Below are 24,085 nucleotides of genomic sequence, written 5' to 3' on the forward strand. Positions count from 1 at the left end.
ACAGGATCAGGTCGCGCTCGACCAGGATGGGCACCTGGCCGTAGGGGTTCATCACGCTGATGTCTTCGGGCTTGTTGTACAGGTCCACATCGCGGATCTCGAAGTCCATGCCCTTCTCGAACAGGACGAAACGGCAGCGGTGGGAGAAGGGACAGGTCGTACCCGAGTAAAGCACCATCATGGCGGGAGGCTCCTAAAAATCAAAAGAGTGGGACGCCGAAAGCGCCCACTCCACAAAATGTCTGGCTGCGCCCCTTACAGGGGCGCTGGCTGGCAAAGGGTTATTTCACGTCTTTCCAGAAGGCAGCGTTGAGCCTCCAGGCAATGACGGTGAAAAAGCCCAGGAAAATCAGCACCCACACACCCACACGGGTGCGGGTGTTCTGCGCGGGCTCGCCCATCCATTGCAGATAGTTCACCAGGTCGCCCACGGTCTGGTCGTATTGCAGCGGCGTCATGGTGCCAGGCTTGACCTGTTCCCAGCCCTTGAACACCTCGGTCTTGTGGCCGTGGCTTTCATGCTCCTCGAACACGGGGCGGCGGTCGCCTTGCAGCTCCCACAGCGCATGGGGCATGCCCACGCTGGGGAAGGCCAGGTTGTTCCAGCCGGTGGCCTTGGTCTCGTCGCGGTAGAAGGTGCGCAGGAAGGTGTAGAGGTAGTCAGCGCCCGTGCCGCCGTGGCCGGCGCGCGAACGGGCGATCACCGTCAGGTCGGGCGGGTTGGCGCCGAACCATTCCTTGGCCTGCTTGGGGTCGATGGCGGCCTTCATGGTCTCGCCGACCTTGTCGGTGGTGAACAGCAGGTTGTCCTTGATCTGCTGCTCGGTCAGACCGATGTCGCGCAGGCGGTTGAAGCGCATGAACGCGGCCGAGTGGCAGCTCAGGCAGTAGTTGACGAACACCTTGGCGCCGTTTTGCAGCGAGGCCAGGTCGTTGGTCTTGTTGGGCGCCTTGTCCCAGGCGATGCCGCCTTCGGAAGCCTGCGCGCCCGACACGATACCGACGGCGGTGACCAGCGTGAGGATGAGTTTTTTCATCATTGTTGTTGTCTCCAGGCTCAGTGCGCGGCAAAGGTCACGCGGTCGGGCACGGGCTTGGTTTCGCCGATGCGGCTCCACCACGGCATCAGCAGGAAGAAACCGAAGTAGAACAGCGTACCCGCTTGCGACACCCGCTCGCCGATGGGGGACGGCGGCTGCACGCCCAGGTAGCCCAGGATCAGGAAGACGATCACGAAGATGCCGTACAGGTACTTGTGCCAGTCGGGGCGGTAGCGGATGGACTTGACGGGGCTGGCGTCCAGCCAGGGCAGGAAGAACAGAATGATGACCGCGCCGCCCATGACGACCACGCCCCAGAACTTGGCGTCGATCGACAGCATCATGGCGATGACCACCACCGCCGCAACGGCGATGCCCGCCTTGACGAAGCTGGGCAGCCGGGCCTTGAGCACACCGAAGCCCGCGCCCGCCACCACGCACAGCACCAGCACGTACATCATCTCGGTGGTGATGGCACGCAGCATGGAATAGAACGGCGTGAAGTACCACACGGGCGCGATGTGCGCGGGGGTCTTGAGCGGATCGGCCGGGATGAAGTTGTTGTACTCCAAGAAATAGCCGCCGAACTCGGGCGCGAAGAACACGACTGCGGTGAACGCCATCAGGAACATGCTCAGCGCGAAGATGTCATGCACCGTGTAGTAGGGGTGGAAGGGCACGCCGTCCAGCGGCTTGCCGTTGGCGTCCTTGGGCGCGTTGGGGCCCTTGATTTCCACGCCGTCGGGGTTGTTGGAGCCCACGTCGTGCAGCGCCAGCAAGTGCGCCACCACCAGGCCCAGCAGAACCAGGGGCACGGCGATGACGTGGAAGCTGAAGAAGCGGTTCAGCGTGGCGTCGCCCACCACGTAGTCGCCGCGGATCAGCAGGGCCAGGTCGGGGCCGATGAAGGGAATGGCGGCGAACAGGTTCACGATCACCTGGGCGCCCCAGTACGACATCTGGCCCCAGGGCAGCAGGTAGCCCATGAAGGCTTCGGCCATCAGGCACAGGAAGATGGCGCAGCCGAAGATCCAGACCAGCTCGCGCGGCTTGCGGTAGCTGCCGTAGATGAGGCCACGGAACATGTGCAGATAGACCACCACGAAGAACGCGGATGCGCCGGTGGAGTGCATGTAGCGGATCAGCCAGCCCCAGGGCACGTCGCGCATGATGTACTCGACCGAGGCGAACGCGAGGTTGGCGTCGGGCTTGTAATGCATGACCAGGAAGATGCCGGTCACGATCTGGATGACCAGCACCACCAGGGCCAGCGAGCCGAAGATGTACCAGAAGTTGAAGTTCTTCGGAGCGTAGTACTCCGACATGTGAACCTTGTAGGCGTCGAAGGCGGTGGGGAACCGGTTCTCGAACCAGTTCGTGACCTTGGCGCTGATCGGGGCGTTGGGGGAGATGTCTTTGAATTCGTGGGCCATGTCGTTCTCCGTCCTCGGTCAAGCCTTCTTGTCCTCGCCGATCAGCAGGCGCGTGTCGGACAGGTACATGTGCGGAGGCACTTCGAGGTTGTCGGGAGCAGGCTTGTTCTTGAACACTCGGCCCGCCATGTCAAAGGTGGAGCCGTGGCAGGGGCACAGGAAGCCGCCCTTCCAGTCGTCGGGCAGCGAGGGCTGGGCGCCGGGCTGGAACTTGTCGGACGGCGAGCAGCCCAGGTGCGAACAGATGCCCACGCCGACGAAGATCTCGGGCTTGATGGAGCGCGCCTCGTTGCGGGCGTATTCGGGTGTCAGCTCGGACGGCTTGCGCTCGGACTTGGGGTCGGCCAGTTGGCCGTCGAGCTTGGGCAGCTCGGCGAGCTGCTCGGGCGTGCGTTTGATGATCCAGACGGGCTTGCCGCGCCACTCCACGGTGAGCTTCTCTCCGGGCTTCAGGGCGGAGATGTCCACCTCGACCGCCGCCCCGGCGGCCTTGGCGCGCTCGGAGGGCTGGAAGGTGCTCACGAAAGGTACGGCAGTTGCCACGCCGCCCACCGCACCAGCGCATGCCGACGTGATGATCCACGTCCGCTTGCTGGAGTCGATTGGAGTGTCACTCATGGGGATCCTCGATTTACATCGCTATTGGGGTCAACCGCGAATTGTAGCGGAGTGAAAATGGGTATTCACGTCGCGCCCGACCGCCTTGGCGGGGAGCAATAATCCGGCATCGCCATTCAGCAAAGGAGCGCAACATGGGAATGCTGCAGGAGTTCAAAGAGTTCGCCGTCAAGGGCAACGTGATCGACCTCGCGGTCGGGGTGATCATCGGCGGGGCCTTTGGCAAGATCGTGGACTCGGTGGTGTCCGACCTCATCATGCCGGTGGTGGGCATGGTGTTCGGCAAGCTCGACTTTTCCAACCTGTTCCTGGTGCTGGGCCAGGTGCCCGAGGGCACGGCGCACACGCTGGACGCGCTGCGCAAGGCCGGGGTGCCGGTGTTCGCCTATGGCAGCTTCATCACGGTGGCCGTCAACTTCTTCATCCTGGCGTTCATCATCTTCATCATGATCCAGCAGATCAACCGCTTGAAGCGCGAGGCGCCCGCCGAGCCCGAGGCCCCCGCAGAGACCCCGGAAGACGTGCAACTGCTGCGCGAGATCCGCGACAGCCTCAAGCGCTGAGTTTGCGGGCCATCCGGACGGCCTCGATGAGGCTGTCCGCATCGGCCAAGCCCTGCCCCGCGATGTCGAACGCCGTGCCGTGGTCGGGGCTGGTGCGCACCAGGGGCAGGCCCAGCGTCACGTTCACGCCCTTGTCCACCCCGAGGTACTTCACGGGGATCAGGCCCTGGTCGTGGTACATGGCCACCACCACGTCAAAGGCGCCCGCGCGGGCGCGCATGAACACCGTGTCGGGCGGGTGCGGGCCGTCCGCATAGATGCCCTCCGCGCGCGCCTGCGCGATGGCGGGGGCGATGTGCTCGACTTCCTCACGCCCGAACAAACCGCCCTCGCCCGCGTGCGGATTCAGCCCCGCCACGGCGATGCGCGGCCTCCGTCCCAGGCTGCGGGACAGCGCGGCGTGGGTGATGCGCAAAGTCTGCAGCACATTCGTTTGCGTGACGGCCTCGATGGCGGCACGCAGCGATACGTGGATGCTGACCAGCACCGTGCGCAGTTCGTCGTTCGCCAGCATCATGCGCACGGGCATCTCCGCCAGCGGCACGCCCGCGTGGGCCGCCGCCTCGGCCTGCAGCAGCTCGGTGTGGCCGGGGTAGTCCACGCCCGCCGCCGCCAGCGCCTCCTTGTGCAGCGGTGCGGTGACCAGCCCCGCCACCTCGCCCGCGAGCGCCGCCCGCGCGGCCCATACCACGCTGTGCGCCGCCGCGCGCCCGGCCTCGGCGTTGACGCGGCCCCAGGGCTGCGGGCCGGGGATGCCGGGCAGTTGCAGCACAGGTACGCAGCGCGGCGGTGCGTCCAGCGCGGCGGCGGGCGTGGTGATCTGTGCCACGGGCAGGCTGGGCACTCCAGGCCGCGCGATGGCCTGGGCGGCGCGCCGCAGGGTCGCCACGTCGCCCGCCACGAAGCTGCCGCGCAGGTCATCCGGCGCGTCGCGGAACGCCTTGGCGACGATCTCGGGGCCGACGCCCGCAGGGTCGCCCTGGGTGATGGCCAGCAGTGAAATATGGGTCAAATCGGCCTCTAGCGCTTATCCAGCAAGCACGAGCAGCTATCAAAACAGTAGTTCACGCGGGGTTGTCGATCTCGATGAACTCGTGCGCCAGCCCGAGCTGCTGTGCCACATGCGCCGCTACGGCGGGCGCACCGTAGCGCTCGGTGGCGTGGTGGCCCGCCGCGATGAAGACCGTACCCGTCTCGCGCGCCAGGTGGGCCTGGGGTTCGGAAATCTCGCCGGTGATGAAGGCGTCGGCCCCGGCGGCGATGGCCGACTCGAAGTAGCCCTGCGCGCCGCCCGTACACCAGGCCACGCGGCGGATGGGCCGCGCCTCGTCAGGCTGCGCCAGCGTGACGGCGCGGCCCAGGGCGGCGGCCACGTGGTCGGCCAGCGCCTGGCCGCTGGCAAAGCTGGCGGGCGCGGCAAAGCCCACATCCTGCTCGCCAAAGCGCGCATCGGCCTGCAGCCCCAGCACGCGGCCCAGTTGGGCGTTGTTGCCCAGCTCGGGGTGCGCGTCCAGCGGCAGGTGGTAGGCGAACAGGTTGATGTCGTGCGCCAGCAGCCGCTGCAGGCGCTGCTTCATCCAGCCGGTGACGCGCCCGTCCTGCCCGCGCCAGAACAGGCCGTGGTGGACGAAGATCGCGTCTGCCCGGGCCGCAATCGCCGCGTCGATCAGCGCCCGGCTGGCGGTGACACCGCTCACGATGCGCGTGATTTCGGGCCTGCCCTCGACCTGCAGGCCGTTGGGGCCGTAGTCCTTGAAGCGCTCGGGTTGCAGCAGGCGGTCGAACGCCTGCAAAAGCTCGGTGCGGGAAATGCTGCTCATGCGGGGTATTGTCGCGCCGCCTTCCCGCCCCTAGATAAGATAGCCCATCACATCCCCCATCCGAATCTCCATGAAGCGCATCTGGCTGCTGTTCTCCCAGGCCGTGACCGTGTTCGTCGCAGGCTATTTCGTCGTCGCCACCTTGCAGCCCGGTTGGCTGGGCCGGGGCGCCACGCGCTCGGGCGCGGGCATTTCGCTGATCGAGGCGCCCGCCCCGCAGCCCGGCCAGCAGGGGCAGCCGGCGGCGGGCAGCTTCAGCGCGGCGGCGCGCAAGGCGGCGCCTGCGGTGGTGAGCATCAACACCAGCAAGACGGTGCGCCACCCGCGCAGCAACGACCCGTGGTTCCAGTTCTTCTTTGGCGACCAGGCGGACCAGGCCCAGTCCGGGCTGGGCAGCGGCGTGATCCTGAGCACCGACGGCTACATCCTGACCAACAACCACGTGGTGGAAGGCGCCGACGAGATCGAGGTCACCCTCACCGACAGCCGCCACGCGCGTGCCCAGGTGATCGGCACCGACCCCGACACGGACCTGGCCGTGCTCAAGATCGAGCTGGACAAGCTGCCCGTGATCGTGCTGGGCAATTCCGACCAGCTCGCCGTGGGCGACCAGGTGCTGGCGATTGGCAACCCCTTCGGCGTGGGGCAGACGGTGACCAGCGGCATCGTGAGCGCGCTGGGCCGCACGCAGCTGGGCATCAACACCTTCGAGAACTTCATCCAGACCGACGCGGCCATCAACCCCGGCAACTCGGGCGGCGCGCTGGTGGACGTGAACGGCAACCTCATGGGCATCAACACCGCCATCTACTCGCGCTCGGGCGGCAGCATGGGGATTGGCTTTGCCATTCCTGTCTCGACCGCGCGGCTGGTGCTGGACGGCATCGTGAAGGACGGTCAGGTGACGCGCGGCTGGATCGGCGTGGAGCCCAACGAACTCTCGCCCGAGCTGGCCGAGACCTTCGGCGTGAAGGCGACCGAGGGCGTCATCATCACCGGCGTGCTGCAGGACGGCCCCGCCGCCCAGGCGGGCATGCGGCCCGGCGACGTGATCGTGCAGGTGGACGGGAAGAAGGTGGGCACCGTGCCCGAACTGCTGACCGCCGTGGCGGCGCTCAAGCCCGGCGTGAGCGCGCCCTTCCAGGTGCAGCGCGGCGACAAGGTGGTGGAGCTGGGCATCAGCCCCGGCGTGCGGCCACGGCCCCAGCGCAACGTGCGCAGGTAAGCCTCGAATACTACCAAAATGATAGCTGCCAGCGCTTGTCCATCAAGCGCTGGCGGCCATTTTGGCTATGCAGATTTCTCGGCTTCTTCTTCGGCAGGCGCCTGGGTGTGCTTGATGAACAGCTGCGCGGCCCAGATGCCTACCTCGTAGAGCAGGCACATGGGAACGGCCAGCGACAGCTGCGAGACCACGTCGGGCGGCGTGACGACGGCGGCGACCACGAAGGCCAGCACGATGAAGTAGCCGCGGAACTGGCGCAGCTTCTCGACGCTCACGATGCCCATGCGGGCCAGCACGACCACGGCGATGGGCACCTCGAACGCCAGCCCGAAGGCCAGGAACATGGACAGCACGAAGCCCAGGTACGCCTCGATGTCCGGCGCGGCAGTGATGCTCTTGGGCGCAAAGCTCTGGATGAACGCGAACACCTGGCCGAACACCAGAAAGTAGCAGAACGCCACGCCCACGAAGAACAGCAGCGTGCTGGAGATGACCAGCGGCAGCACCAGCTTCTTCTCGTGCGAATACAGGCCCGGCGCCACAAAGGCCCACACCTGCCACAGCACGAAGGGCAGCGCCAGCAAAAAGGCCGCCATCAGCAGAATCTTGAGCGGCACCATGAACGGCGAGATGACCGAGGTGGCGATCAGCGTGGCGCCCGCAGGCAGGTGCGCTACCAGCGGCGCCGCCAGAAAGTCGTACAGCGCGCCAGGGCCGGGAAAGAAGAACAGGATGGCCGCCGCGATGCCGACGGCGATCAGGGCCTTGATGAGCCGGTCGCGCAGCTCCATGAGGTGCTGCACGAAGGGCTGTTCGGTGCCAGCCAGTTCGTCTTCGGGGGTGTGGTTTTCAGACATGTGGGGGGGTGCGCGCCGCGCGGGTCACGAGCGCCGCAGGCTGTGGCGGCGCGCGGCGGCGTCAATGGAATTTCTGCGGACGGTAGCGGGCCACGCGGGCCGCGCCGGACAGCGCCTTGGTGCGCACGCCGCTTTTGGCCTTGTACCACTGGGGCACGGCGCCGCGCTTCACGCGCCAGTTCTTGCCGGGGTGCTTGTAGGCGGGCACCACGGCGGCCTGGGGCTCCTGCGGATCGGCATCGGCAGAGCCGCTGAAGTCGGTGGCGGCGGCCCAGTCCTTCTCGAACGCGCTGGCGCTGGTCTGGATGGAGTTCTGCACGTCGCGCGCGGCGCTCTCCACCGAGTCCTTCATCTTCTTGAGCTCGTCCAGCTCCATGGAGCGGTTGACCTCGGCCTTCACGTCGGCGACGTAGCGCTGGGCCTTGCCCAGCAGCGTGCCGACGGTGCGTGCCACGCGCGGCAGCTTCTCGGGGCCGATGACGATCAGCGCCACCGCGCCGATCATCGCCATCTTGGACAGGCCGATGTCGATCATGGCGTGGCGATCAGCTCTTTTGCTTGGCTTCCACGTCGATGGTGGTCTTGTCGGCGGCCTGGCTGCCGTTGGCGACCTGGCCTGCGGGCGGCGCATCGGCCGCGCCGTCCTTCATGCCGTCCTTGAAGCCCTTGACCGCACTGCCCAGATCGGAGCCCATGTTCTTGAGCTTCTTGGTGCCGAACACCATGACGACGATCAGCAGCACGATCAGCCAGTGCCAGATGGAAAAGGAACCCATGAATTTCTCCTGATGAATGCGGTGATTTTAAGGCGTCAGCCCTTGAGCCACGGGCGCGGGCCGCCCATGACGTGGATGTGCAGGTGGTGGATCTCCTGCCCGCCTTCCGCGCCGGTGTTCGTCACGATGCGAAACCCCCCGTCCGGGTACGGGTTGCAGCCCTGCGCCAGCGCCAGTTGCGGTGCCAGCGCCATCATGCGCCCGAGCAGCGGCGCGTCCTGCGCAGTGACCTGGGCCATGGAAGGGACATGGCGCTTGGGGATCATCAAGAAATGCACCGGCGCCCAGGGGTGGATGTCGTGGAAAGCCAGGATTTCGTCGTCCTCGTGGACTTTGCGGGACGGGATCTGGCCCGCGACGATCTTGCAGAAAAGGCAGTTCGGGTCGTGCATGGTGGGTGGTTTCAAGGCGTTTCAGGCATTGTCGGCGATCTGGATGCTGGGGCGAACGCCCACGTCCCGGGCGTGCGCGGCCAGCCATTCCTGGCCCGCCGCGCGGCCCAGCGCGAACAGCTTGCGCACGAAGGCCAGGTCCGCGCGCGCCTTGCTGTCCGCACCGAAGGGCGCGAGCACCGCGCCGCCGTCGATGCGGTGCATGCGCACGCTCTTGTAGCGGCGCGGGTCCAGCTTGCCCTCGGCCAGCAGGCGGCGCACGAACTCGATGGCGCGCAGCTCGGCCAGCAGGCTGGCGTTGAAGGTGATCTCGTTCATGCGCTCGACGATCTCAGGGCCGGACTGGGGCAGGTCCAGATGCTCGATGGGGTTGATCTGCACGAGCAGGATGTCGCTGGCCTGGGCCTGGTAGATCAGCGGGTACAGGGCGGGGTTGGCCGAGTAGCCGCCGTCCCAGTAGTGCTGGCCGTCGATCTCGACCGCCTGGAACATCAGCGGCAGGCAGGCGGACGCCATCACGGCGTCGGCGCTCAGGCGCGGGCCGCTGAAGATCTCGCCGCGCCCGGTGCGCACGTTGGTGGCGCACACAAAAACCCTTGGCTCGGCGCTGCCCAGCAGGCTGAAGTCCACCTCGCGCTCCAGCAGTCGGCGCAGCGGGTTGATGCCCAGCGGATTGGTCTGGTAGGGCGAGAACCACTGCGACACCATGCCCATGACCGGGTTGGCCGACCCCCAGGCCAGGTTGCCCAGCGTGCCCACGCCTTCCCACAGGCGGGTGAGCGTCTCGCGCGCCCGGGCGCAACCGGCCTGGTGCGCGTCGCGCGGGTCCTTGTGCTCCTGGGCGGCCTGGGCGAAGCCGTGGGCCAGCGCCACGGCGTTCATGGCGCCCGCGCTGGTGCCGCTCACGCCGTCCAGGCGCCAGCGGCCGTCTTCGAGCAGCGCGTCCAGCACGCCCCAGGTCAGCGCGCCGTGCGAGCCGCCGCCCTGCAGGGCCAGGCTCAGGCGCGGCGGGGTCTCAGGCATCCAGCGCCTGGCTCTTGTTCATGGCGACCATGCCGCGCACGATGCGGTACAGGAACCAGATGGAGATCAGCCCCCAGGCGATCCAGCCGGGCGCGAAGAACAGCAGCCACAGCGGCGCCGTCACCACGTACAGCACGCCCGCCCAGACCACGGTGCGGATGCGCCACGAGAAATGGCTGGCCTGCCAGGTGCCCTCGGCCTCGCCCTTCTTCACGAGGTCGATGACCAGCGCGATGACCAGCAGCGCCGCGCCGGGCTGCGCGCCCGGGATGACCGCGCCCACGGCGACGATCAGGTGCAGGATGTAGCTGACCCAGCCGACGGCCTTGAGGTCCTCGGCCTTTTGTTCGTGGGTCTGAATGTCGATGATGTCGCTCACGGCGAGCCCTCCTCGGTAGCGCGCGCAACGGCCTTGCGCAAGGCTTTCTCCTCGATGCCGCTGGTGCCCTCGCGGCGCTCCAGCTCGGCGATCACGTCGGCGGGCGCGAGGCCGTAGTGGGCCAGCGCGACCATGGAGTGGAACCACAGGTCGGCCACCTCGTACAGCAGCTTGGCCTTGTCGGCGCCGTGGTCCACGTCCTTGGCCGCCATGACGACCTCGGTCGCCTCCTCGCCAATTTTCTTGAGGAAAGCGTCCGGGCCCTTATGCAACAAGCGGGCCACGTAGCTTTTCTCGGGGTCGCCTGCCTTGCGGCTTTCGATGACGGCGGCCAGGCGCGCCAGGGAGTCGTTGGAATTCATGGGGCTTATTTGTAGATGGTTTCGGGGTCTTTCAAGACCGGATCGACGGCCTGCCATGCACCATCCTTGAGCACACTGAAAAAGCAGCTATGGCGGCCCGTGTGGCAGGCGATGCCGGGCTCGTGGCCCTGCTGCGTCACCTTGAGCAGCACCACGTCGTTGTCGCAGTCCAGGCGGATCTCGTGCACCGTCTGCACGTGGCCCGACTCCTCGCCCTTGAACCACAGCTTGCCGCGCGAGCGGCTGTAATAGACGGCGCGGCCCAGTTCGGCCGTCTTGGCGAGCGCCTCGCGGTCCATCCAGGCGAACATCAGCACGTCGCCCGTGGCCTGCTCCTGCGCGATGGCGGGCACCAGCCCTTGCGCGTCCCATTTGACTTGATCGAGCCAGTTCATAGGATTACTACTATTTTGATAGCTGCTCGCGCTTGCCAGATAAGCGCTAGAGGCCAATTTGGCTATAAACGCACGGGAATACCGCGCTCGGCCATGCGCTGCTTGGCCTGGCCCACGGTGTATTCGCCGTAGTGGAAGATGCTGGCGGCCAGCACCGCGTCGGCGCCGCCCTGCTGCACGCCGTCGGCCAGGTGGTCGAGGTTGCCCACGCCGCCCGAGGCGATGACGGGCACGCCGACGGCGTCGCTCACGGCGCGGGTCAGGCCCAGGTCGAACCCGGCCTTGGTGCCGTCGCGGTCCATGCTGGTCAGCAAGATTTCGCCCGCGCCGCGCCGGGCCATCTCGGCGGCCCACTGCACGGCGTCCAGGCCAGTGTTCTTGCGACCGCCGTGGCTGTACACGTCCCAGCCGGAGCCGTCCTCGCGGCGCTTGGCGTCGATGGCGACGACGATGCACTGCGCACCGTACTTGTCGCTGGCGGCGTTGATGACATCGGGGTTGGCGATGGCGGCGGAGTTGAAGCTGGTCTTGTCCGCGCCCGCGTTGAGCAGGCGGCGCACGTCCTCGACGGTGCGCACGCCGCCGCCCACGGTGAGGGGAATGAACACCTGCGAGGCCACGGCCTCGATGATGGGCAGGATCAGGTCACGCCCGTCGCTGGTGGCCGTGATGTCGAGAAAAGTGAGTTCGTCCGCCCCTTGGGCGTTGTAGCGCGCGGCGATCTCCACCGGGTCGCCCGCGTCGCGCAGTTCGACGAAGTTGACGCCCTTGACGACGCGGCCCCCGGTCACGTCCAGGCAGGGAATGATTCGTTTGGCAAGCATAGGCGCGCAAGATACCACGCGGCCCGGCGTCAATTGCCGCTACCCGCGCAGGCTCCGGGCCACGCCGTCCTGCCAGCGCCAGGCGTCCGTGCAGATGCTGTCCAGATCGCGGCTGGCGCGCCAGCCCAGCAGCCGCTCGGCCAGCGACGGGTCGGCCCAGCACGCGGCCACGTCGCCGGGGCGGCGCGGTGCGATGCGGTAGGGCACGGGGCGGCCGCTGGCGCGCTCGAAGCCGCGCACCATCTCCAGCACCGACACGGGCCGCCCCGTGCCCAGGTTCACCGTGAGCAGGCCGGGGTGTGCGCGCAGGTAGCGCAGCGCGGCCACGTGGCCCTCGGCCAGGTCGCACACGTGGATGTAGTCGCGCACGCCGGTGCCGTCGCTCGTGGGGTAGTCGTTGCCATAGACGCTCAGGGCCTCGCGCCAGCCCGCCACCACCTGGGCCACGTAGGGAGCGAGGTTGTTGGGCACGTCCTGCGGGTCCTCGCCGATCAGGCCGCTCGCGTGCGCGCCCACGGGGTTGAAGTAGCGCAGCCGGGCGATGCGCCACTGGCCGGGCTCGGACGCATCCACGTCGGCCAGCACCTGCTCCATCATCAGCTTGGACCAGCCATAGGGGTTGGTGGCGCTGGTGGGAAAGTCCTCGCGCACCGGCAGCGAGGCCGGGTCGCCATACACCGTGGCCGAGGACGAGAACACCAGCGTGCGCACGCCCGCCGCCTGCATGGCGCGCAGCAATGCCACGGTGCCCGCCACGTTGTTGTCGTAGTAGCGCAGCGGCTGCGCCACCGACTCGCCCACGGCCTTGAAGGCGGCGAAGTGGATCACGCCCGTGATGGCGTGGTCAGCCAACACGCGGGCCAGCAGGGCTTCGTCGCGCACGTCCCCCTCCACACAGGGCACGGGAGCGCCGGTGATCTGCGCCAGCCGGTCGAGCACCGAGCGGCGGCTGTTGCTGAAGTTGTCGAAGATGAGAAACGGCTGGCCCGCCTGGGCCAGCGCCACGCAGGTGTGGGAGCCGATGAAGCCGGCCCCGCCGGTAACGAGTATCACGGGATGAATCCTTGTGCTGAAAAGCGACCGACCCGGCAGGGGCGGCGCCAGCACGCCACTGTAGTCGCTATCGTTGCCAAGCCCGTACGGAAAGATTCTTTGACAATCGTTTCTATCGGTTAACTGGATAATTCATGGCTTTGCGACATCGCCTCCTCCATGGCTTTCATGCGTTTCCTATCCATTGTGTCGATGGTCACGCTGCTGCAAAGCGCGGCCCTGGCCCAAGCCCTGCCCGCCATCGCGCTGCACTACGGCAGCGCCGCTCCGCTGGCAGAACTGCGCGTCTTCGACACCGTGGTCGTCGAGCCCGGCCACGGCCATGATCCGCAGCAAGCCCGCGCGATGGGCACCGAGCTGTATGCCTACGTCTCGGTCGCCGAGGTGCAGGCGTCGCGCCCGTACTACGCGCGCATTCCTGCTGAATGGAAGATGGCGCGCAACGGCGCATGGAACTCCGAGGTGATCGACCAGACGCCCGCAGCCTGGCCCGAGTTCTTTGCCACCGAGGTGGTCGCGCCGCTGTGGCAGCGCGGCTACCGCGGCTTCTTCCTGGACACGCTCGACTCCTACCGCCTGGCGGCCCAGTTCGACGAGGCCGCGCAGCAGGACGGCCTGGTGCGCGTGATCGAGACGCTGCACGCGCGCTTTCCGGGCATCCAGCTCATCCAGAACCGGGGCTTCGACATCGTCCCGCGCGTGAAGGACAAGATCCGCATGGTGGCCGCCGAATCGCTGTTCCGCAGTTGGAACGCGAAGGCGCGCCGCTACGAAGAAGTGAGCGCCGCAGACCGCGAATGGCTGCTGGGCCAGTTGCGCACCATCCGCGACCAGCATGGCCTGCCCGTGCTCGCCATCGACTACGTGCCGCCGCACGACCGCGCGCTGACGCGCCAGACCGCTGCCGACATCGCCGCGCTGGGCTTTACGCCCTACGTGGCGGACGCGAAGCTGGAGACCACCGGCATCGGCAGCATCGAGGCCGTGCCGCGCCGGGTGCTGGTCGTCTATGACGGCACGGACAGCCCGGCGCTGAACTACACGGGAGCGCACCGTTTCCTGCAAATGCCGCTGAACTACCTGGGCTACACGGTGGACTATGCCGACGTTCGCGATGGCGCGCCGCCCTCCGTGTTGGCGGACCGCTACGCAGGCATCGTGATCTGGTTCACCGGCTACATGGCCGAGACCCACGTGACGGCATTCAACCGCTGGCTGAATGCGCGGCTGGACGAGCGCATCCCCCTGCTGGTGCTCGGCAGCTTCGGTTATGCCGCGCCGCCGTCGCTCTACACCCGGCTGGGCATCGAACCTGCGGTGGCCACGTCCCGACAGCACATCACGCGCCAGAGCCCATTGCTGGGCTTCGAGGCCCCGCCCCAGCCACTGGCCGGTCCCCGCTACACCTGGAGCGCCACCAACCCACCCGCACCCGGCAGCGCCGAGCCCCTGGTCGAACTGCGCGACGAACGCGAGCGGGCCCTCATCGGCGGCGCGCTCATGCCCTGGGGCGGCTTCCTGATCAATCCCTTCGTGATGACCGAGGTCTTTGGCACCGGCCTCATGAACTGGGTGGCAGACCCATTCGCGCTGCTCACGCGCGGCCTGCGCCTGCCCCTGCTGCCCGTGCCCGACGTGACCACCGAAAACGGCCGTCGGCTGCTGTTCACCCATATCGATGGCGACGCCTTCCCCTCACGCGCCGAGCTGCCGGGCAGCCCGTTTGCAGCAGACGTGATGCGCCAGATCATCGCAAAGTACCCCACCATCCCACACGCCGTATCGGTCATCGAAGGCGAGGTCGCGCCCCACGGCCTGCACCCCGACCTCAGCCCGCAGCTCGAAGACATCGCACGCAAGATCTTCCAGCTGCCCCACGTGGAACTGGCCAGCCACACCTACTCACACCCCTTCCGCTGGGACACCAGCGTGCGCCACGGCATCTTCGGCGGCGAGTCCGAGGCGGCAGACAACCTGCCCGTACCCGGCTATACCATGGACCTGACGCGCGAGATCGTGGGCTCCACCCAGTACATCAACGACCGCCTGGCCCCGCCCGACAAACGGGTCAATATCCTGCTGTGGTCCGGCGACACGGCGCCGAACGCCCAGGCGCTGGAGATCACCGAGCGCGCAGGGCTGCTCAACATGAACGGCGGCGACACCTCCATCCGCGCCACCGCCCCCACGCTGACCAAGGTGGGCGCCCTGGGCATCGTCAAGAACGGCTACCTGCAGGTCTATGCACCCGTCACCAACGAGAACATCTACACCAACCTCTGGAAAGGCCCGTTCTACGGCTTCCAGGACGTGCTGCAGACCTTCGCCATGACCGAAGCGCCGCGGCGCATCAAGCCGGTCGGCATCTACTACCACACCTACATCGCCACCAAGCAGGCGGGCATCACCTCGCTGCACAAGGTGTACCGCTGGGCTGCCGCGCAGCCGCTGCACCCGGTGTTCCCGTCGGAGTACATCCGCAAGGTGCGCGATTGGCACAGCATGGCCATTGCCCGCGAAGGCGACGGCTGGCGCATCCGGGGCGACGGCGAGCTGCGCACGCTGCGCCTGCCGACCGCACTGGGCCTGCCCAGCCTCGCCGCCAGCCAGGGCGTCGCAGGCTGGCACGAGGCCCCCGAGGGCACCTACGTACACCTGACCGGCGCCAGCGCCTGGCTGCGCACCGGCACGGCGCCTGGCGCCACGCGCCCCGCGCTCTACGAAGCCAATGCGCGGCTCGCCGCCTGGTCGCCGCGCACAGACGGCACCGGCGTGGATTTCTCGTTGCGCGGCCATGCGCCGCTGCAGTGGAGCCTGCTGAACGCCGAAGGCTGCCAGGTTCGCTCCGAAGGCCGTATCCTGCCCGCCACCCCTTCTCGCGCCTCCGCCACACCGTCCCGCGCCTACCGACTGCCCCATGCTGCTGCCGATATCCAGATCCTATGCCCGGCCCGCTGAGCGTCCTGTCCTCACCCCCGCATGGCTGATCGCGCTGCTGGCTGGGCTGGTAGGCGGCGGTCTGTGGCTGCTGTACCCGCGCCAGGACCTGGAGCGGCGCCTGGCCACATCCACCGCCAGCGCCGACATTGCGCTGTCCGTGGCCTACCTGCGCAACCTGCTGCGCAGCGACCCCGGCAACGCCGAACTGCACCTGCTGCTGGCACGCCAGCACGTACTGCTGGGCGAATACCCCGAGGCGCGCGAAGCGCTCAAGCCCGTGGAGGTCAATCAGGATCCGCAGATCGTGCGCGAGCGCGCGTGGGTCACCTGGGAGATCGACTACGCCGAATTCATTGCCATCCCTGTCGATGACGAAGAACACCGCGCGCCCCGGCGCGAAGTGCTCAGGCAGAAACTGCGAGCACTCGGTCAGTTCAGCTGGCCCACCGAACGCCAGGTGCAATTGGGGCTGTGGGCCGCGCAGTTTCAGGACCGCGCGCTGGTGGCACAAGGCGGTCGTGAACTGGCCGAGAACCAAACCGACCCGAACGAAGCCGCTCGCCTGTACGAGCAGGCTGCACGCAACGCGCTGGGTGTGTCGGACTACCAGGGCTGCGCCGACCTGTACCTGATGGCGCGGCGCGCCACGCCCGACCCGCAGCGCGCCAAGGCGTACTTCCTGGCCGCGCTGGACGCCCTGCAATCAGGCAACCGTCCGGCGGACGCGCTTGCGCTGGGCGATCGCGAGATCGGCCCTCTCGCCAGTGACCCGCAGGTGCTGCTGCGCATGACGCAGCTCGCGCGCGCCGCCGCGCGGCCCGATGTGGCCGACCGCTACATGCGCATGCTGCTGCGCATCGCGCTGATCCAACCTGCAAACGATGGCACCGCATCGCAGCTGGCCCGCTTTGATGACGGAGCACACTGGTTGCTGCCACCGCAGTTCGCCATGCAGGCAGCCCCGGGCGCTTGGCGCGCCGTTCCCGTCGCGCAGGCGGAAAACAAAACCCCGCACATTCCCGCGCCCACCCTGCCGTTCGACGACAAGGTCTATACGCTGGCCTATGAGGTCTTCCTGGAAAACCGCAAGCAGGACGATGCCTGGGCCGTTGCGCGCGCCGCCGTGCAGCAGCGCCCGCAGGACATCGCATGGCGCGAGCGCCTGGCCAAGGTGTCCGAATGGACGGCGCGTCCGGCCGTCGCCCTGGAGCACTGGCTGTACATCGCCCGCCAGACACAGCGCGACGACGCCTGGCAGGCCGTGTTGCGCATAGCGCCCGGGCAGTTCGACGACCAGGCATTGGTGCAAGCCCTGCATTACCAGTTGCGTGGCAACCCCACGAACATGGAACTGGTTCGAGAGCTGGTCGATGCCTACGAGCGCCTGGGCGAGCCTCAGCCCGCCATTGACTACCTGGAAAAGCATGGCACCTCCATCGAAGCACGCGAACTGCTGGCGCGACTGTGCGAGCGCGCGGGCCAGCCAGAGAGGGCCCTGCGGCATTGGCGCGACCTGTTGGCACGACCCGGTGCTCTGACGCCTGGGCGTGCGCTGCAGGCCGCCGTGCTGGCCATGACGCTGCGCCAACCGCAGCTCGGGCTGCCCTGGCTGGAGGCCGCGCGAAGTGGTGACATTCCCGAGGCCGACGCGCAGGACTACTGGCGCACGACAGGCCATCTCGCCGAAGGCCGCCAGCGCCATGCCCTGGCGGTGGAAGCGTACCGCAAGCTCATCGACCTGCCCCACGCCGAGGCAGACGACTACGACGCGCTGATCCGCCTGCTCAAGGACGAGCATCCGCTCGAAGCCGCGCGCATCAACGAACTGGCATGGCAGCGGGTGCCCGACCCCTCACACCTCATCGAGGCACTGTCCTTCCATGTCAGCCGCAGCCGCTGGGCCGACGCCACGCGCCTCATCCGCAGCGTCGAATCCCCCACCGCCGCGCAGCAGCCTGCCGCAGCCGCCCTGCAGGCCCTGCCGGAATACCTGCGACTTGTCGGCACGTACTACCAGAACCAGGGTCAAGGTGAGCGCGCCCGCCGCTTGTACGAGGCCGGACTGCGTCTCGCGCCTGACTCGGCGGACATGCGCAGCGCCCTGCTCTGGCTGTTCATCGACAGCAACGATGCCACGTCGCTGCGCCAGTTGCTCGCCAAGCACGAAGCCCGCTGGAGCCAGGACGAGGGAATGCACGATACATTGGCCTCGGCCTGGCAAGCGCTGTCGCTGCCCCAGACCGCTCTCGACCGCTATCTGAAACCGCGCGTGCGCAGCCATGCGAACGACTTCCTGTGGCTCATGAATTACGCGGATGCGCTGGACCAGAACCAGCAGTCCGACCAGGCATGGCGGCTGCGGCGCAGCCTGATGGCACAGCAGCGCCAGCAGATGCGGGCCGCCACCCCCACAGAGGTACGTCAGCGCTGGCTGACCGAAGAGGGGCTGGACACAGCCCGCCGTCTGGCGCGCGCCCGGCTCGCGCTGATGCAGCGCCCCGGCGATCCGGCGCTGGACGTGCTGCGCGAACTGTTGCGCCTGGACCGCGATGCGCAGGGCAGCCTGTCCAACGCCGCCGCCGAAACCGCCATCGGGTGGCTCCAGGACGCGGGCGAGTACAACGCCGAGCGCGGCTTCCTGTGGCACCAGTACGCACGATCCCAGGGCCTGCGCGCCAACCGCCCGCTGTGGGCCGACATCACGCTGGCCCTGGCCGAGGACGACAAGGCAGCCACCGGCCAATTGCTCGACACCTTCGACGAACGGCTGCCGCGCTACGACCGCGTCAACGCAGCCCGCGCCGTCGACGACGTGCGTCTGGCGCAAAGCGCCGCCTTCGAGGGGCTGGAACATCAATATGGCGACGAGACCCTGCACTTGCAATTGACCGAGACCCTGCTGTCCTTCAGTGACCACGCGGGCGGCACGTTGCGCGCGCAGCGCCTGTCGGGCCTCGACGAACGGGCGCTGGAGGAAACCGCCCACGTCGCCTTCAGCCCGCGCCTGTCCGTCGATCTGAGCCACGCCCGCATCCTGCGTGATGGCACCCGCGCCGACGTGGTGACGAACCCGCCCAACGAAACCGCCGCCCAGGCCCGCCTGAACTGGCGCCATGCCGACGGCGAAACCCGCTTCACCCTGGCCGAGCGCAGGAGCTTCGCCACCTACCACCCGGTGGAGGTGGAGCACGAGCAACGCATCGACAACCGGCTGAAACTGCGCATGTCCTTCGGCCTGAACCTGCCCACGCAGGACAGCCTGGCGCTGCGCATCGCGGGCATGAAGGACCGCGTGTCCGCCGCCCTGCGCTACCAGCCTACGCGCCAGGACGCCGTCACCATCACGCTGTGGGGCGAGCGCTACCAGTTGCAGACCGGCGGCGCCCTGGGCAGCGGACGCCACGCCATGGCGTACTACACCCACACCTACCGGCAGGACGCGCCACAGCTGGAGTTTGGCGCCTTCGCGTCGTACCACGGCTACCGCCGCGCCGACCTGTCCCGCCTGTCCGCACGCGACGAGGGCTATCGCCGCTACCTGCCCGACACGTCGGACGGACCGGGCATCGACTACTTCCTGCCCGACAGCTTCTACTTCTACGGCCTGCAGGCTTCCACCAACATGCGCTTCGAGGAGGAGTACAGCCGCAAGCTGCGCCCCTACGCCCTCGCCAGCCTCACCTGGCACAGCCGCTACGGCGCGGGCTACGGCCTGCGGCTGGGCCTGGCCACCAGCGTGCTGGGCGCCGATCACCTGCGCTTTTCCTGGGGCTACGAGAAGGCGGGACTCAAGACGGACGGCCCGTCGCGCGAGCTCGAAGTCTCCTATCGCCTGCACTTTTAACCCATCCACGAGGACCATCGCCATGCGCTCCACCACACACTTCCTGCGCCGCTGCACCCTTCTGGCCGCCACTGCCACCCTGGCCCTGCTGACCGCCTGCACCACCACCGACCGAGGCCGCGCCCCGGCGCTCGAACGCCAGGCCACCTGGGCCGTGCTGCCCTTCGCCAACCACACCGAGACCCCGCTCGCGGGCAATCGTGCCGAATCCATCGCCGAGGCGCTGCTGCACGCCCAGGGCGTGGGCCGCGTGGTGCGCTACCAACCCGCCGCCCAGCAGGAGGCGTTGTTCGATGCGGGCGACGCCAAGCGCCAGCAGGAAGCCCTGGCCTGGGCGCGCGAGCAACAAGTGCGCTACGCGCTCACGGGCGCGGTCGATGAATGGCGCTACAAGGTCGGCGTGGACGGTGAGCCAGCGGCGGGCGTCACTCTGCGCATCATCGACGTGGCCTCGGGCGACACGCTGTGGTCGGGCGCGGGTGGCAAGAGTGGATGGAGCCGCGAAGCCCTCTCCGCCGTAGCCCAGAAGCTGATCCGCGACCTGCTGGGCACGGGCCTGTCGTCCGCGCGCTGACCCTCTACCCGCCACCGCCCCCATGTCTCCTCCTCCACCCCAGACCGCCACAGGTACACGCCGCACGGTTGCACAACCCACGCCCACTGCGGGCGGCGGCAAGCACCTGCCCGCCACGCTGCTCGGCAAGCTGGCCATTGCCGACACCCGCCCCGCAGTGATGCTGGGCGAGACGGTGCTGCTGCCCGTGATTGCCATCGCGCTCGGCCTGCTGGTCAACCCGCAAGACGCGCTGTGGGCCAACGCCGCCTTCCCCTGGGCGTGGCTGGCGCCAGTGATCCTTGCATTGCGCTACGGGCCGCTGTCTGGCCTGGGCGGCGCATTCGTGCTGCTGGCGGGCTGGCTCGCGGTGAATCTGGGGCACTGGCATCAGTTCCCGCAGGTTTACTTCCTGGGCGGACTGATCCTGGTCATGCTGGTCGGCGAGTTTTCCAGCCTCTGGCGTGCTCGCACACGCCGCGCCGAAATCACTCAGGGCTACCTCGACCAGCGGCTGGAGCACCTGGTGCGCCAGCACTACCTGCTGCGTCTGTCGCACGACCGGCTGGAGCAGGAACTGATAGGCCGCCCCATGTCCATGCGCGACGCGCTGGCGAGTCTGCAAAGCACCAGCGGCAGCGCGCAAGGCCCGGCCACGCTGCTGCGGCTGCTGGCCCAGTACTGCCAGCTGGAATCGGTGGCACTGTACCCAGCCACGGACGAAGGCATCGACGAAACACCGCTGGCCCAGACCGGTCGCATGCCCGCCCTGCGCGCCAGCGACCCACTGGTCATGCAAGCACTGGAAACCCGCAAGCTCTGCCATATCAGTCAGGCTCTGGCCAACCAGCAGAACAGCCAGTACCTCGTGGCGGCGCCGCTGCTGGACCTGGGCGGCGACATCTACGGCATGCTGGTGGTGGACGAGATGCCCTTCTTCTCGCTGCAGGACGAGAACCTGCAGACCATCAACCTGCTGCTGGGCTACTACACCGATGGCCTGGCCACCCAGGCGCTGGCCGCTCCCATCATCGAGGCCCTGCCCCAGTGCCCTCCCGGCTTCGCCTTCGAAGCCCAGCGTCTGGCCCACGTCTACCGTAGCACCCAGGTCGGCAGCGTGATCGTGGCGCTGGAATTTTTGCCCCGCAGCATTGAGCGCAGCCTGCCCGAACAGATCCTGCGCCTGAAGCGCGAGTTGGACGAAACGTGGCTGTGCGAAGGCGGCGAGCGCCAGGTGCTGGCGCTGCTGATGCCCTTGGGTAGCCGTGCAACTGCCGAGGGCTACATCGCGCGCATCGAGCAGTGGAGCCAGCAGAGCACCGGCCAATCGCTGGCCGAGGCGGGCGTGTTTCCGCACGTGATCGTGCTCGATGACGGCAAACCGCTGGATGCCCTGCAGCGCATCGTGCGCATCGCGGAACACCATGCTTAACATCAAGTTCGGCCTCTCCGCGCTGTTGCTCGAAATTGGCGCCTGGACGAGCCAGGCCCTTTTGCAGGGCCATTCTGACGCTGCCCTCTCCGCCTACCTGGCCGCCCATGCGGGCGCCAGCGTGCTGCTGTCATTGGCTGTGCTGCCGCTGATGGCCTCGGCGCGCGCGCGCCCGCGCTGGGCCGTGATCGCACTGACCGCGGTGGTCAGCTTCGCCGTGCCCGTGGCGGGCTTCATCAGCATCCTGCTGGCCGTCGTGGTGGTGCGCATTTACCAGACACCGGTGCGGCCCGAGGATTTCGGCTCGCTGCAACTGCCCGAATTCGACCTGCACCAGCGCATGCAGGGCAATTTTCGCCAAGCGGGCCTGCGCTCATTCCTGAGCAACCCGCAGGCCCCCGCACAGGCGCGCATGAGCGCCATGGTGGCGCTGCAGTTCGTCTCGGGCCGCGTGGCCTCGCCGCTGCTGCGCGCCGTGCTCAGCGACGCCAGCGAAGATCTGCGCCTGCTGGCCTACGGCATGCTCGACTCCCTGGAAAAGCGGGTCAACCGCGCGATAGACGCAGAGCTGGCGGCACTGCGCGAAGCCCAAGCCGATGAAGGCGGGCACACACCCGGACCGCGCACGCTCGAAGCTGCACACCGCCTCTCCGATCTGTACTGGGAACTGGTGTACCAGCAACTCGTGCAAGGCGATCTCCGCGACCACGCCATTCGGGAATCGCTGCGGTATTGCGACCTGGTGTTGCAACACCACCCCGCACATCCGCAACTCACCCTGCGGCGAGGGCGCCTGCTGCATGAGCAGGGCCACTTGCAAGAAGCGGTCGACGCATACGCCCGTGCCCGCGCCCAGGGCCTGCCCGCCACGCGCGTGCTCCCCTACCAGGCCGAGTTGGCCTTCAAGCGACGGGATTTCTCCGAAGCTCAGGCCCTGGTGCGCGAGCTGGGGCAGTGGGATGCACTGCCCCGCTTGCGCCCCCTGATCGACTACTGGGACATAGCGCAATGAGCCCTGACGCCCACCCCAAGGCCGCCGACGCCGACATCGCCCTGGTACTCGAAGGCACCTTCCCTTATGTGAGCGGCGGCGTATCGAGCTGGATCAACCAGATCATCCGCGCCTACCCCGAGTACCGCTTCGCCATCGTCTTTCTGGGCAGCCGACGCGAGGACTACAGCAACTTCCGCTACAAGTTGCCGTCCAACGTGGTGCATTTCGAGGAGCATTTCCTCTACGACCACCTCCAGGCCGATGGCCTGCCGACCAGACGCCGGGGCGACCCGGCGGCCTTCGAGCTGGTGCGGTCGCTGTTCGGGATGTTCGAGCGCAAGGCTCCGGTCGAACAAGCCCTGCCCCTGCTGCAGCAGGTGGTGCGCGAGATGCAGCCCGGCGGAGCGCTGGAACTGGATGACTTCCTGTACAGCGAGCGCGCCTGGGAACTGATTTGCGACGGCTACCGCTGGCATTGCACGGACCCGTCGTTCGTGGACTATTTCTGGACGGTGCGCATCATGTACCGCCCGCTGTGGCTGCTGGCGAGCGTGGCGCGCAATCTGATCCCGGTGCGTGTGGCACACAGCGCGTCCACGGGCTACGCAGGCTTTCTGGGCGGCATCCTGAACCAAACGCGCGGCACGCCGCTCATCCTGTCGGAGCACGGCATCTACACCAAAGAACGCAAGATCGACCTGTTCAAAAGCGAGTGGATACGCGACAACCGCAACGTGTTCCAGCGCGATCCGACCGAGCTGTCGTACTTCCGCCAGATGTGGGTCTGGTTCTTCGAGTGGCTGGGCCATTACTGCTACGCAGCGGCCGACCCGATCATTGCGCTGTACGAGGCCAACCGCCAGCGCCAGATCGCCGACGGCGCGCAGGCCGAACGCACCTTCAACATCCCCAACGGCATCGCCCTGCAGCGCTTCGCGCCGCTGCGCGCTCAGCGTCCGGCCGAGCCACCTCCCGTGCTGTGCCTGATTGGCCGCGTAGTGCCCATCAAGGACATCAAGACCTTCATCCGCGCCATGCGCCGTGTGGTGAACCAACTGCCGAGCGCCGAGGGGTGGATCGCGGGCCCCGCAGAAGAAGACCCAGCCTACGCCCAGGAATGCGAGAACCTCGTGCGCAGCCTGGGGCTGGAGAACCACGTGCGCTTCCTCGGCTTTCAGAAGGTGGAGGATCTGATGCCGCGCATCGGCCTTGTCGTGCTGTCATCCATCAGCGAGGCTCTGCCCCTGGTGCTGCTGGAGGGCTACGCCGCAGGCGTGCCCACCGTGACCACCGACGTGGGCTCGTGCCGCCAGCTGGTGGAAGGGCTGGGCGAGGAGGACCGGGCCCTCGGCCCTTCGGGCCGCGTGGTGCCCATTGCCGAGCCGCAGCAGTTGGCAGACGCCGCGCTGGAGCTGCTGCAGGACACGGATGCGTGGCAGGCCGCCAGCCAAGCAGGCATCGCGCGCGTGGAGCGCTACTACACCGACACCATGATGTTCGACCGCTATCGCCGCGTCTATGAAGACGCCTTCGCGCGCGCACCTGGCCAGGAGGCGCACTGA

At 67.7% G+C, this 24,085-nt stretch carries 24 protein-coding genes; 8 read left to right on the forward strand and 16 right to left on the reverse strand.

The window, feature by feature from the left end; all coding sequences use genetic code 11:
* The 4 genes from QM569_RS11490 to petA form a co-directional block, all read right to left on the reverse strand.
* Positions 1-181: glutathione S-transferase N-terminal domain-containing protein (locus tag QM569_RS11490; RefSeq protein WP_181244592.1), on the reverse strand; the 181-nt coding region annotated here is incomplete at its 3' end.
* Positions 182-281: 100 nt separating this feature from the next.
* Positions 282-1,037, reverse strand: a complete 756-nt coding sequence (locus tag QM569_RS11495) for a cytochrome c1 (RefSeq protein ID WP_414987442.1) — start codon at positions 1,035-1,037, stop codon at positions 282-284.
* 20 nt (positions 1,038-1,057) lie between these two features.
* A complete protein-coding gene (locus QM569_RS11500) occupies positions 1,058-2,473 on the reverse strand; it encodes a cytochrome b (protein ID WP_414987366.1) in 1,416 nt (471 codons plus the stop codon).
* Between the two features lie 18 nt (positions 2,474-2,491).
* Positions 2,492-3,091 (reverse strand): ubiquinol-cytochrome c reductase iron-sulfur subunit, encoded by a 600-nt coding sequence (petA, locus tag QM569_RS11505; RefSeq protein ID WP_414987367.1) that lies wholly within the window; start codon positions 3,089-3,091, stop codon positions 2,492-2,494.
* 134 nt (positions 3,092-3,225) lie between these two features.
* Here petA and mscL point away from each other — a divergent pair, with 134 nt between their 5' ends.
* The gene (mscL, locus tag QM569_RS11510; RefSeq protein ID WP_414987368.1) at positions 3,226-3,654 is read left to right on the forward strand and encodes a large conductance mechanosensitive channel protein MscL; all 429 of its coding nucleotides are present in this window, start codon (positions 3,226-3,228) and stop codon (positions 3,652-3,654) included.
* On the opposite strand, the gene pdxA is transcribed toward mscL, so the two are convergent.
* Together pdxA and QM569_RS11520 are read right to left on the reverse strand one after the other, a co-directional pair.
* The gene (pdxA, locus tag QM569_RS11515) at positions 3,644-4,657 is read right to left on the reverse strand and encodes a 4-hydroxythreonine-4-phosphate dehydrogenase PdxA (RefSeq protein ID WP_414987443.1); all 1,014 of its coding nucleotides are present in this window, start codon (positions 4,655-4,657) and stop codon (positions 3,644-3,646) included. The genes mscL and pdxA overlap by 11 nt on opposite strands.
* Before the next feature lie 61 nt (positions 4,658-4,718).
* Entirely contained in the window at positions 4,719-5,474 is a 756-nt protein-coding gene (locus QM569_RS11520; RefSeq protein WP_414987369.1) for a Nif3-like dinuclear metal center hexameric protein, read from the reverse strand.
* Positions 5,475-5,544: 70 nt separating this feature from the next.
* Here QM569_RS11520 and QM569_RS11525 point away from each other — a divergent pair, with 70 nt between their 5' ends.
* A complete protein-coding gene (locus QM569_RS11525; protein ID WP_414987370.1) occupies positions 5,545-6,699 on the forward strand; it encodes a S1C family serine protease in 1,155 nt (384 codons plus the stop codon).
* 65 nt (positions 6,700-6,764) lie between these two features.
* On the opposite strand, the gene tatC is transcribed toward QM569_RS11525, so the two are convergent.
* The 10 genes from tatC to galE all read right to left on the reverse strand — a co-directional run bounded on the left by tatC (position 6,765) and on the right by galE (position 12,760).
* Positions 6,765-7,556, reverse strand: a complete 792-nt coding sequence (gene tatC, locus QM569_RS11530) for a twin-arginine translocase subunit TatC (RefSeq protein WP_414987371.1) — start codon at positions 7,554-7,556, stop codon at positions 6,765-6,767.
* Between the two features lie 61 nt (positions 7,557-7,617).
* Positions 7,618-8,091, reverse strand: coding sequence for a Sec-independent protein translocase protein TatB (tatB, locus tag QM569_RS11535; protein WP_414987372.1), 474 nt, complete (start codon positions 8,089-8,091; stop codon positions 7,618-7,620).
* A 10-nt stretch (positions 8,092-8,101) separates the two neighbouring features.
* A complete protein-coding gene (tatA, locus tag QM569_RS11540; protein WP_414987373.1) occupies positions 8,102-8,332 on the reverse strand; it encodes a Sec-independent protein translocase subunit TatA in 231 nt (76 codons plus the stop codon).
* Positions 8,333-8,367: 35 nt separating this feature from the next.
* Positions 8,368-8,724, reverse strand: a complete 357-nt coding sequence (locus QM569_RS11545) for a histidine triad nucleotide-binding protein (protein WP_414987444.1) — start codon at positions 8,722-8,724, stop codon at positions 8,368-8,370.
* A gap of 21 nt (positions 8,725-8,745) precedes the next feature.
* Entirely contained in the window at positions 8,746-9,747 is a 1,002-nt protein-coding gene (locus QM569_RS11550) for a patatin-like phospholipase family protein (protein ID WP_414987374.1), read from the reverse strand.
* On the reverse strand, positions 9,740-10,126 hold the full coding sequence (locus QM569_RS11555; RefSeq protein ID WP_414987375.1) for a DUF4870 family protein: 387 nt from the start codon (positions 10,124-10,126) through the stop codon (positions 9,740-9,742). The genes QM569_RS11550 and QM569_RS11555 overlap by 8 nt, the downstream gene beginning before the upstream one ends.
* Positions 10,123-10,488, reverse strand: coding sequence for a phosphoribosyl-ATP diphosphatase (locus QM569_RS11560; RefSeq protein ID WP_414987376.1), 366 nt, complete (start codon positions 10,486-10,488; stop codon positions 10,123-10,125). The genes QM569_RS11555 and QM569_RS11560 overlap by 4 nt, the downstream gene beginning before the upstream one ends.
* 5 nt (positions 10,489-10,493) lie before the next feature.
* Positions 10,494-10,883, reverse strand: coding sequence for a phosphoribosyl-AMP cyclohydrolase (hisI, locus tag QM569_RS11565; protein WP_414987377.1), 390 nt, complete (start codon positions 10,881-10,883; stop codon positions 10,494-10,496).
* 62 nt (positions 10,884-10,945) lie between these two features.
* A complete protein-coding gene (gene hisF / locus QM569_RS11570; protein ID WP_414987378.1) occupies positions 10,946-11,707 on the reverse strand; it encodes an imidazole glycerol phosphate synthase subunit HisF in 762 nt (253 codons plus the stop codon).
* 39 nt (positions 11,708-11,746) lie between these two features.
* Positions 11,747-12,760, reverse strand: a complete 1,014-nt coding sequence (gene galE / locus QM569_RS11575; RefSeq protein ID WP_414987379.1) for a UDP-glucose 4-epimerase GalE — start codon at positions 12,758-12,760, stop codon at positions 11,747-11,749.
* Positions 12,761-12,919: 159 nt separating this feature from the next.
* On the opposite strand from galE, the gene QM569_RS11580 reads away from it, so the two are divergent.
* From QM569_RS11580 to pelF, 6 genes are read left to right on the forward strand one after another with little or no spacing between them, the layout of a single operon-like run.
* The gene (locus QM569_RS11580; protein ID WP_414987380.1) at positions 12,920-15,718 is read left to right on the forward strand and encodes a bifunctional glycoside hydrolase 114/ polysaccharide deacetylase family protein; all 2,799 of its coding nucleotides are present in this window, start codon (positions 12,920-12,922) and stop codon (positions 15,716-15,718) included.
* Complete coding sequence (locus tag QM569_RS11585) at positions 15,678-19,544, forward strand: tetratricopeptide repeat protein (protein WP_414987381.1); 3,867 nt, start codon at positions 15,678-15,680, stop codon at positions 19,542-19,544. The genes QM569_RS11580 and QM569_RS11585 overlap by 41 nt, the downstream gene beginning before the upstream one ends.
* Positions 19,545-19,566: 22 nt before the next feature.
* A complete protein-coding gene (locus QM569_RS11590) occupies positions 19,567-20,118 on the forward strand; it encodes a penicillin-binding protein activator LpoB (RefSeq protein ID WP_414987382.1) in 552 nt (183 codons plus the stop codon).
* A 22-nt stretch (positions 20,119-20,140) separates the two neighbouring features.
* The gene (locus QM569_RS11595) at positions 20,141-21,529 is read left to right on the forward strand and encodes a PelD GGDEF domain-containing protein (protein ID WP_414987383.1); all 1,389 of its coding nucleotides are present in this window, start codon (positions 20,141-20,143) and stop codon (positions 21,527-21,529) included.
* Positions 21,522-22,541, forward strand: a complete 1,020-nt coding sequence (locus tag QM569_RS11600) for a hypothetical protein (RefSeq protein WP_414987384.1) — start codon at positions 21,522-21,524, stop codon at positions 22,539-22,541. Before QM569_RS11595 ends, QM569_RS11600 begins: the two co-directional genes overlap by 8 nt.
* Positions 22,538-24,085: a GT4 family glycosyltransferase PelF gene (gene pelF, locus QM569_RS11605; protein WP_414987385.1), complete on the forward strand. Its 1,548-nt coding sequence runs from the start codon at positions 22,538-22,540 to the stop codon at positions 24,083-24,085. The genes QM569_RS11600 and pelF overlap by 4 nt, the downstream gene beginning before the upstream one ends.

Origin of the sequence: Acidovorax sp. (genome assembly GCF_047607405.1) — a bacterium.
Taxonomy (GTDB): domain Bacteria; phylum Pseudomonadota; class Gammaproteobacteria; order Burkholderiales; family Burkholderiaceae_C; genus Acidovorax.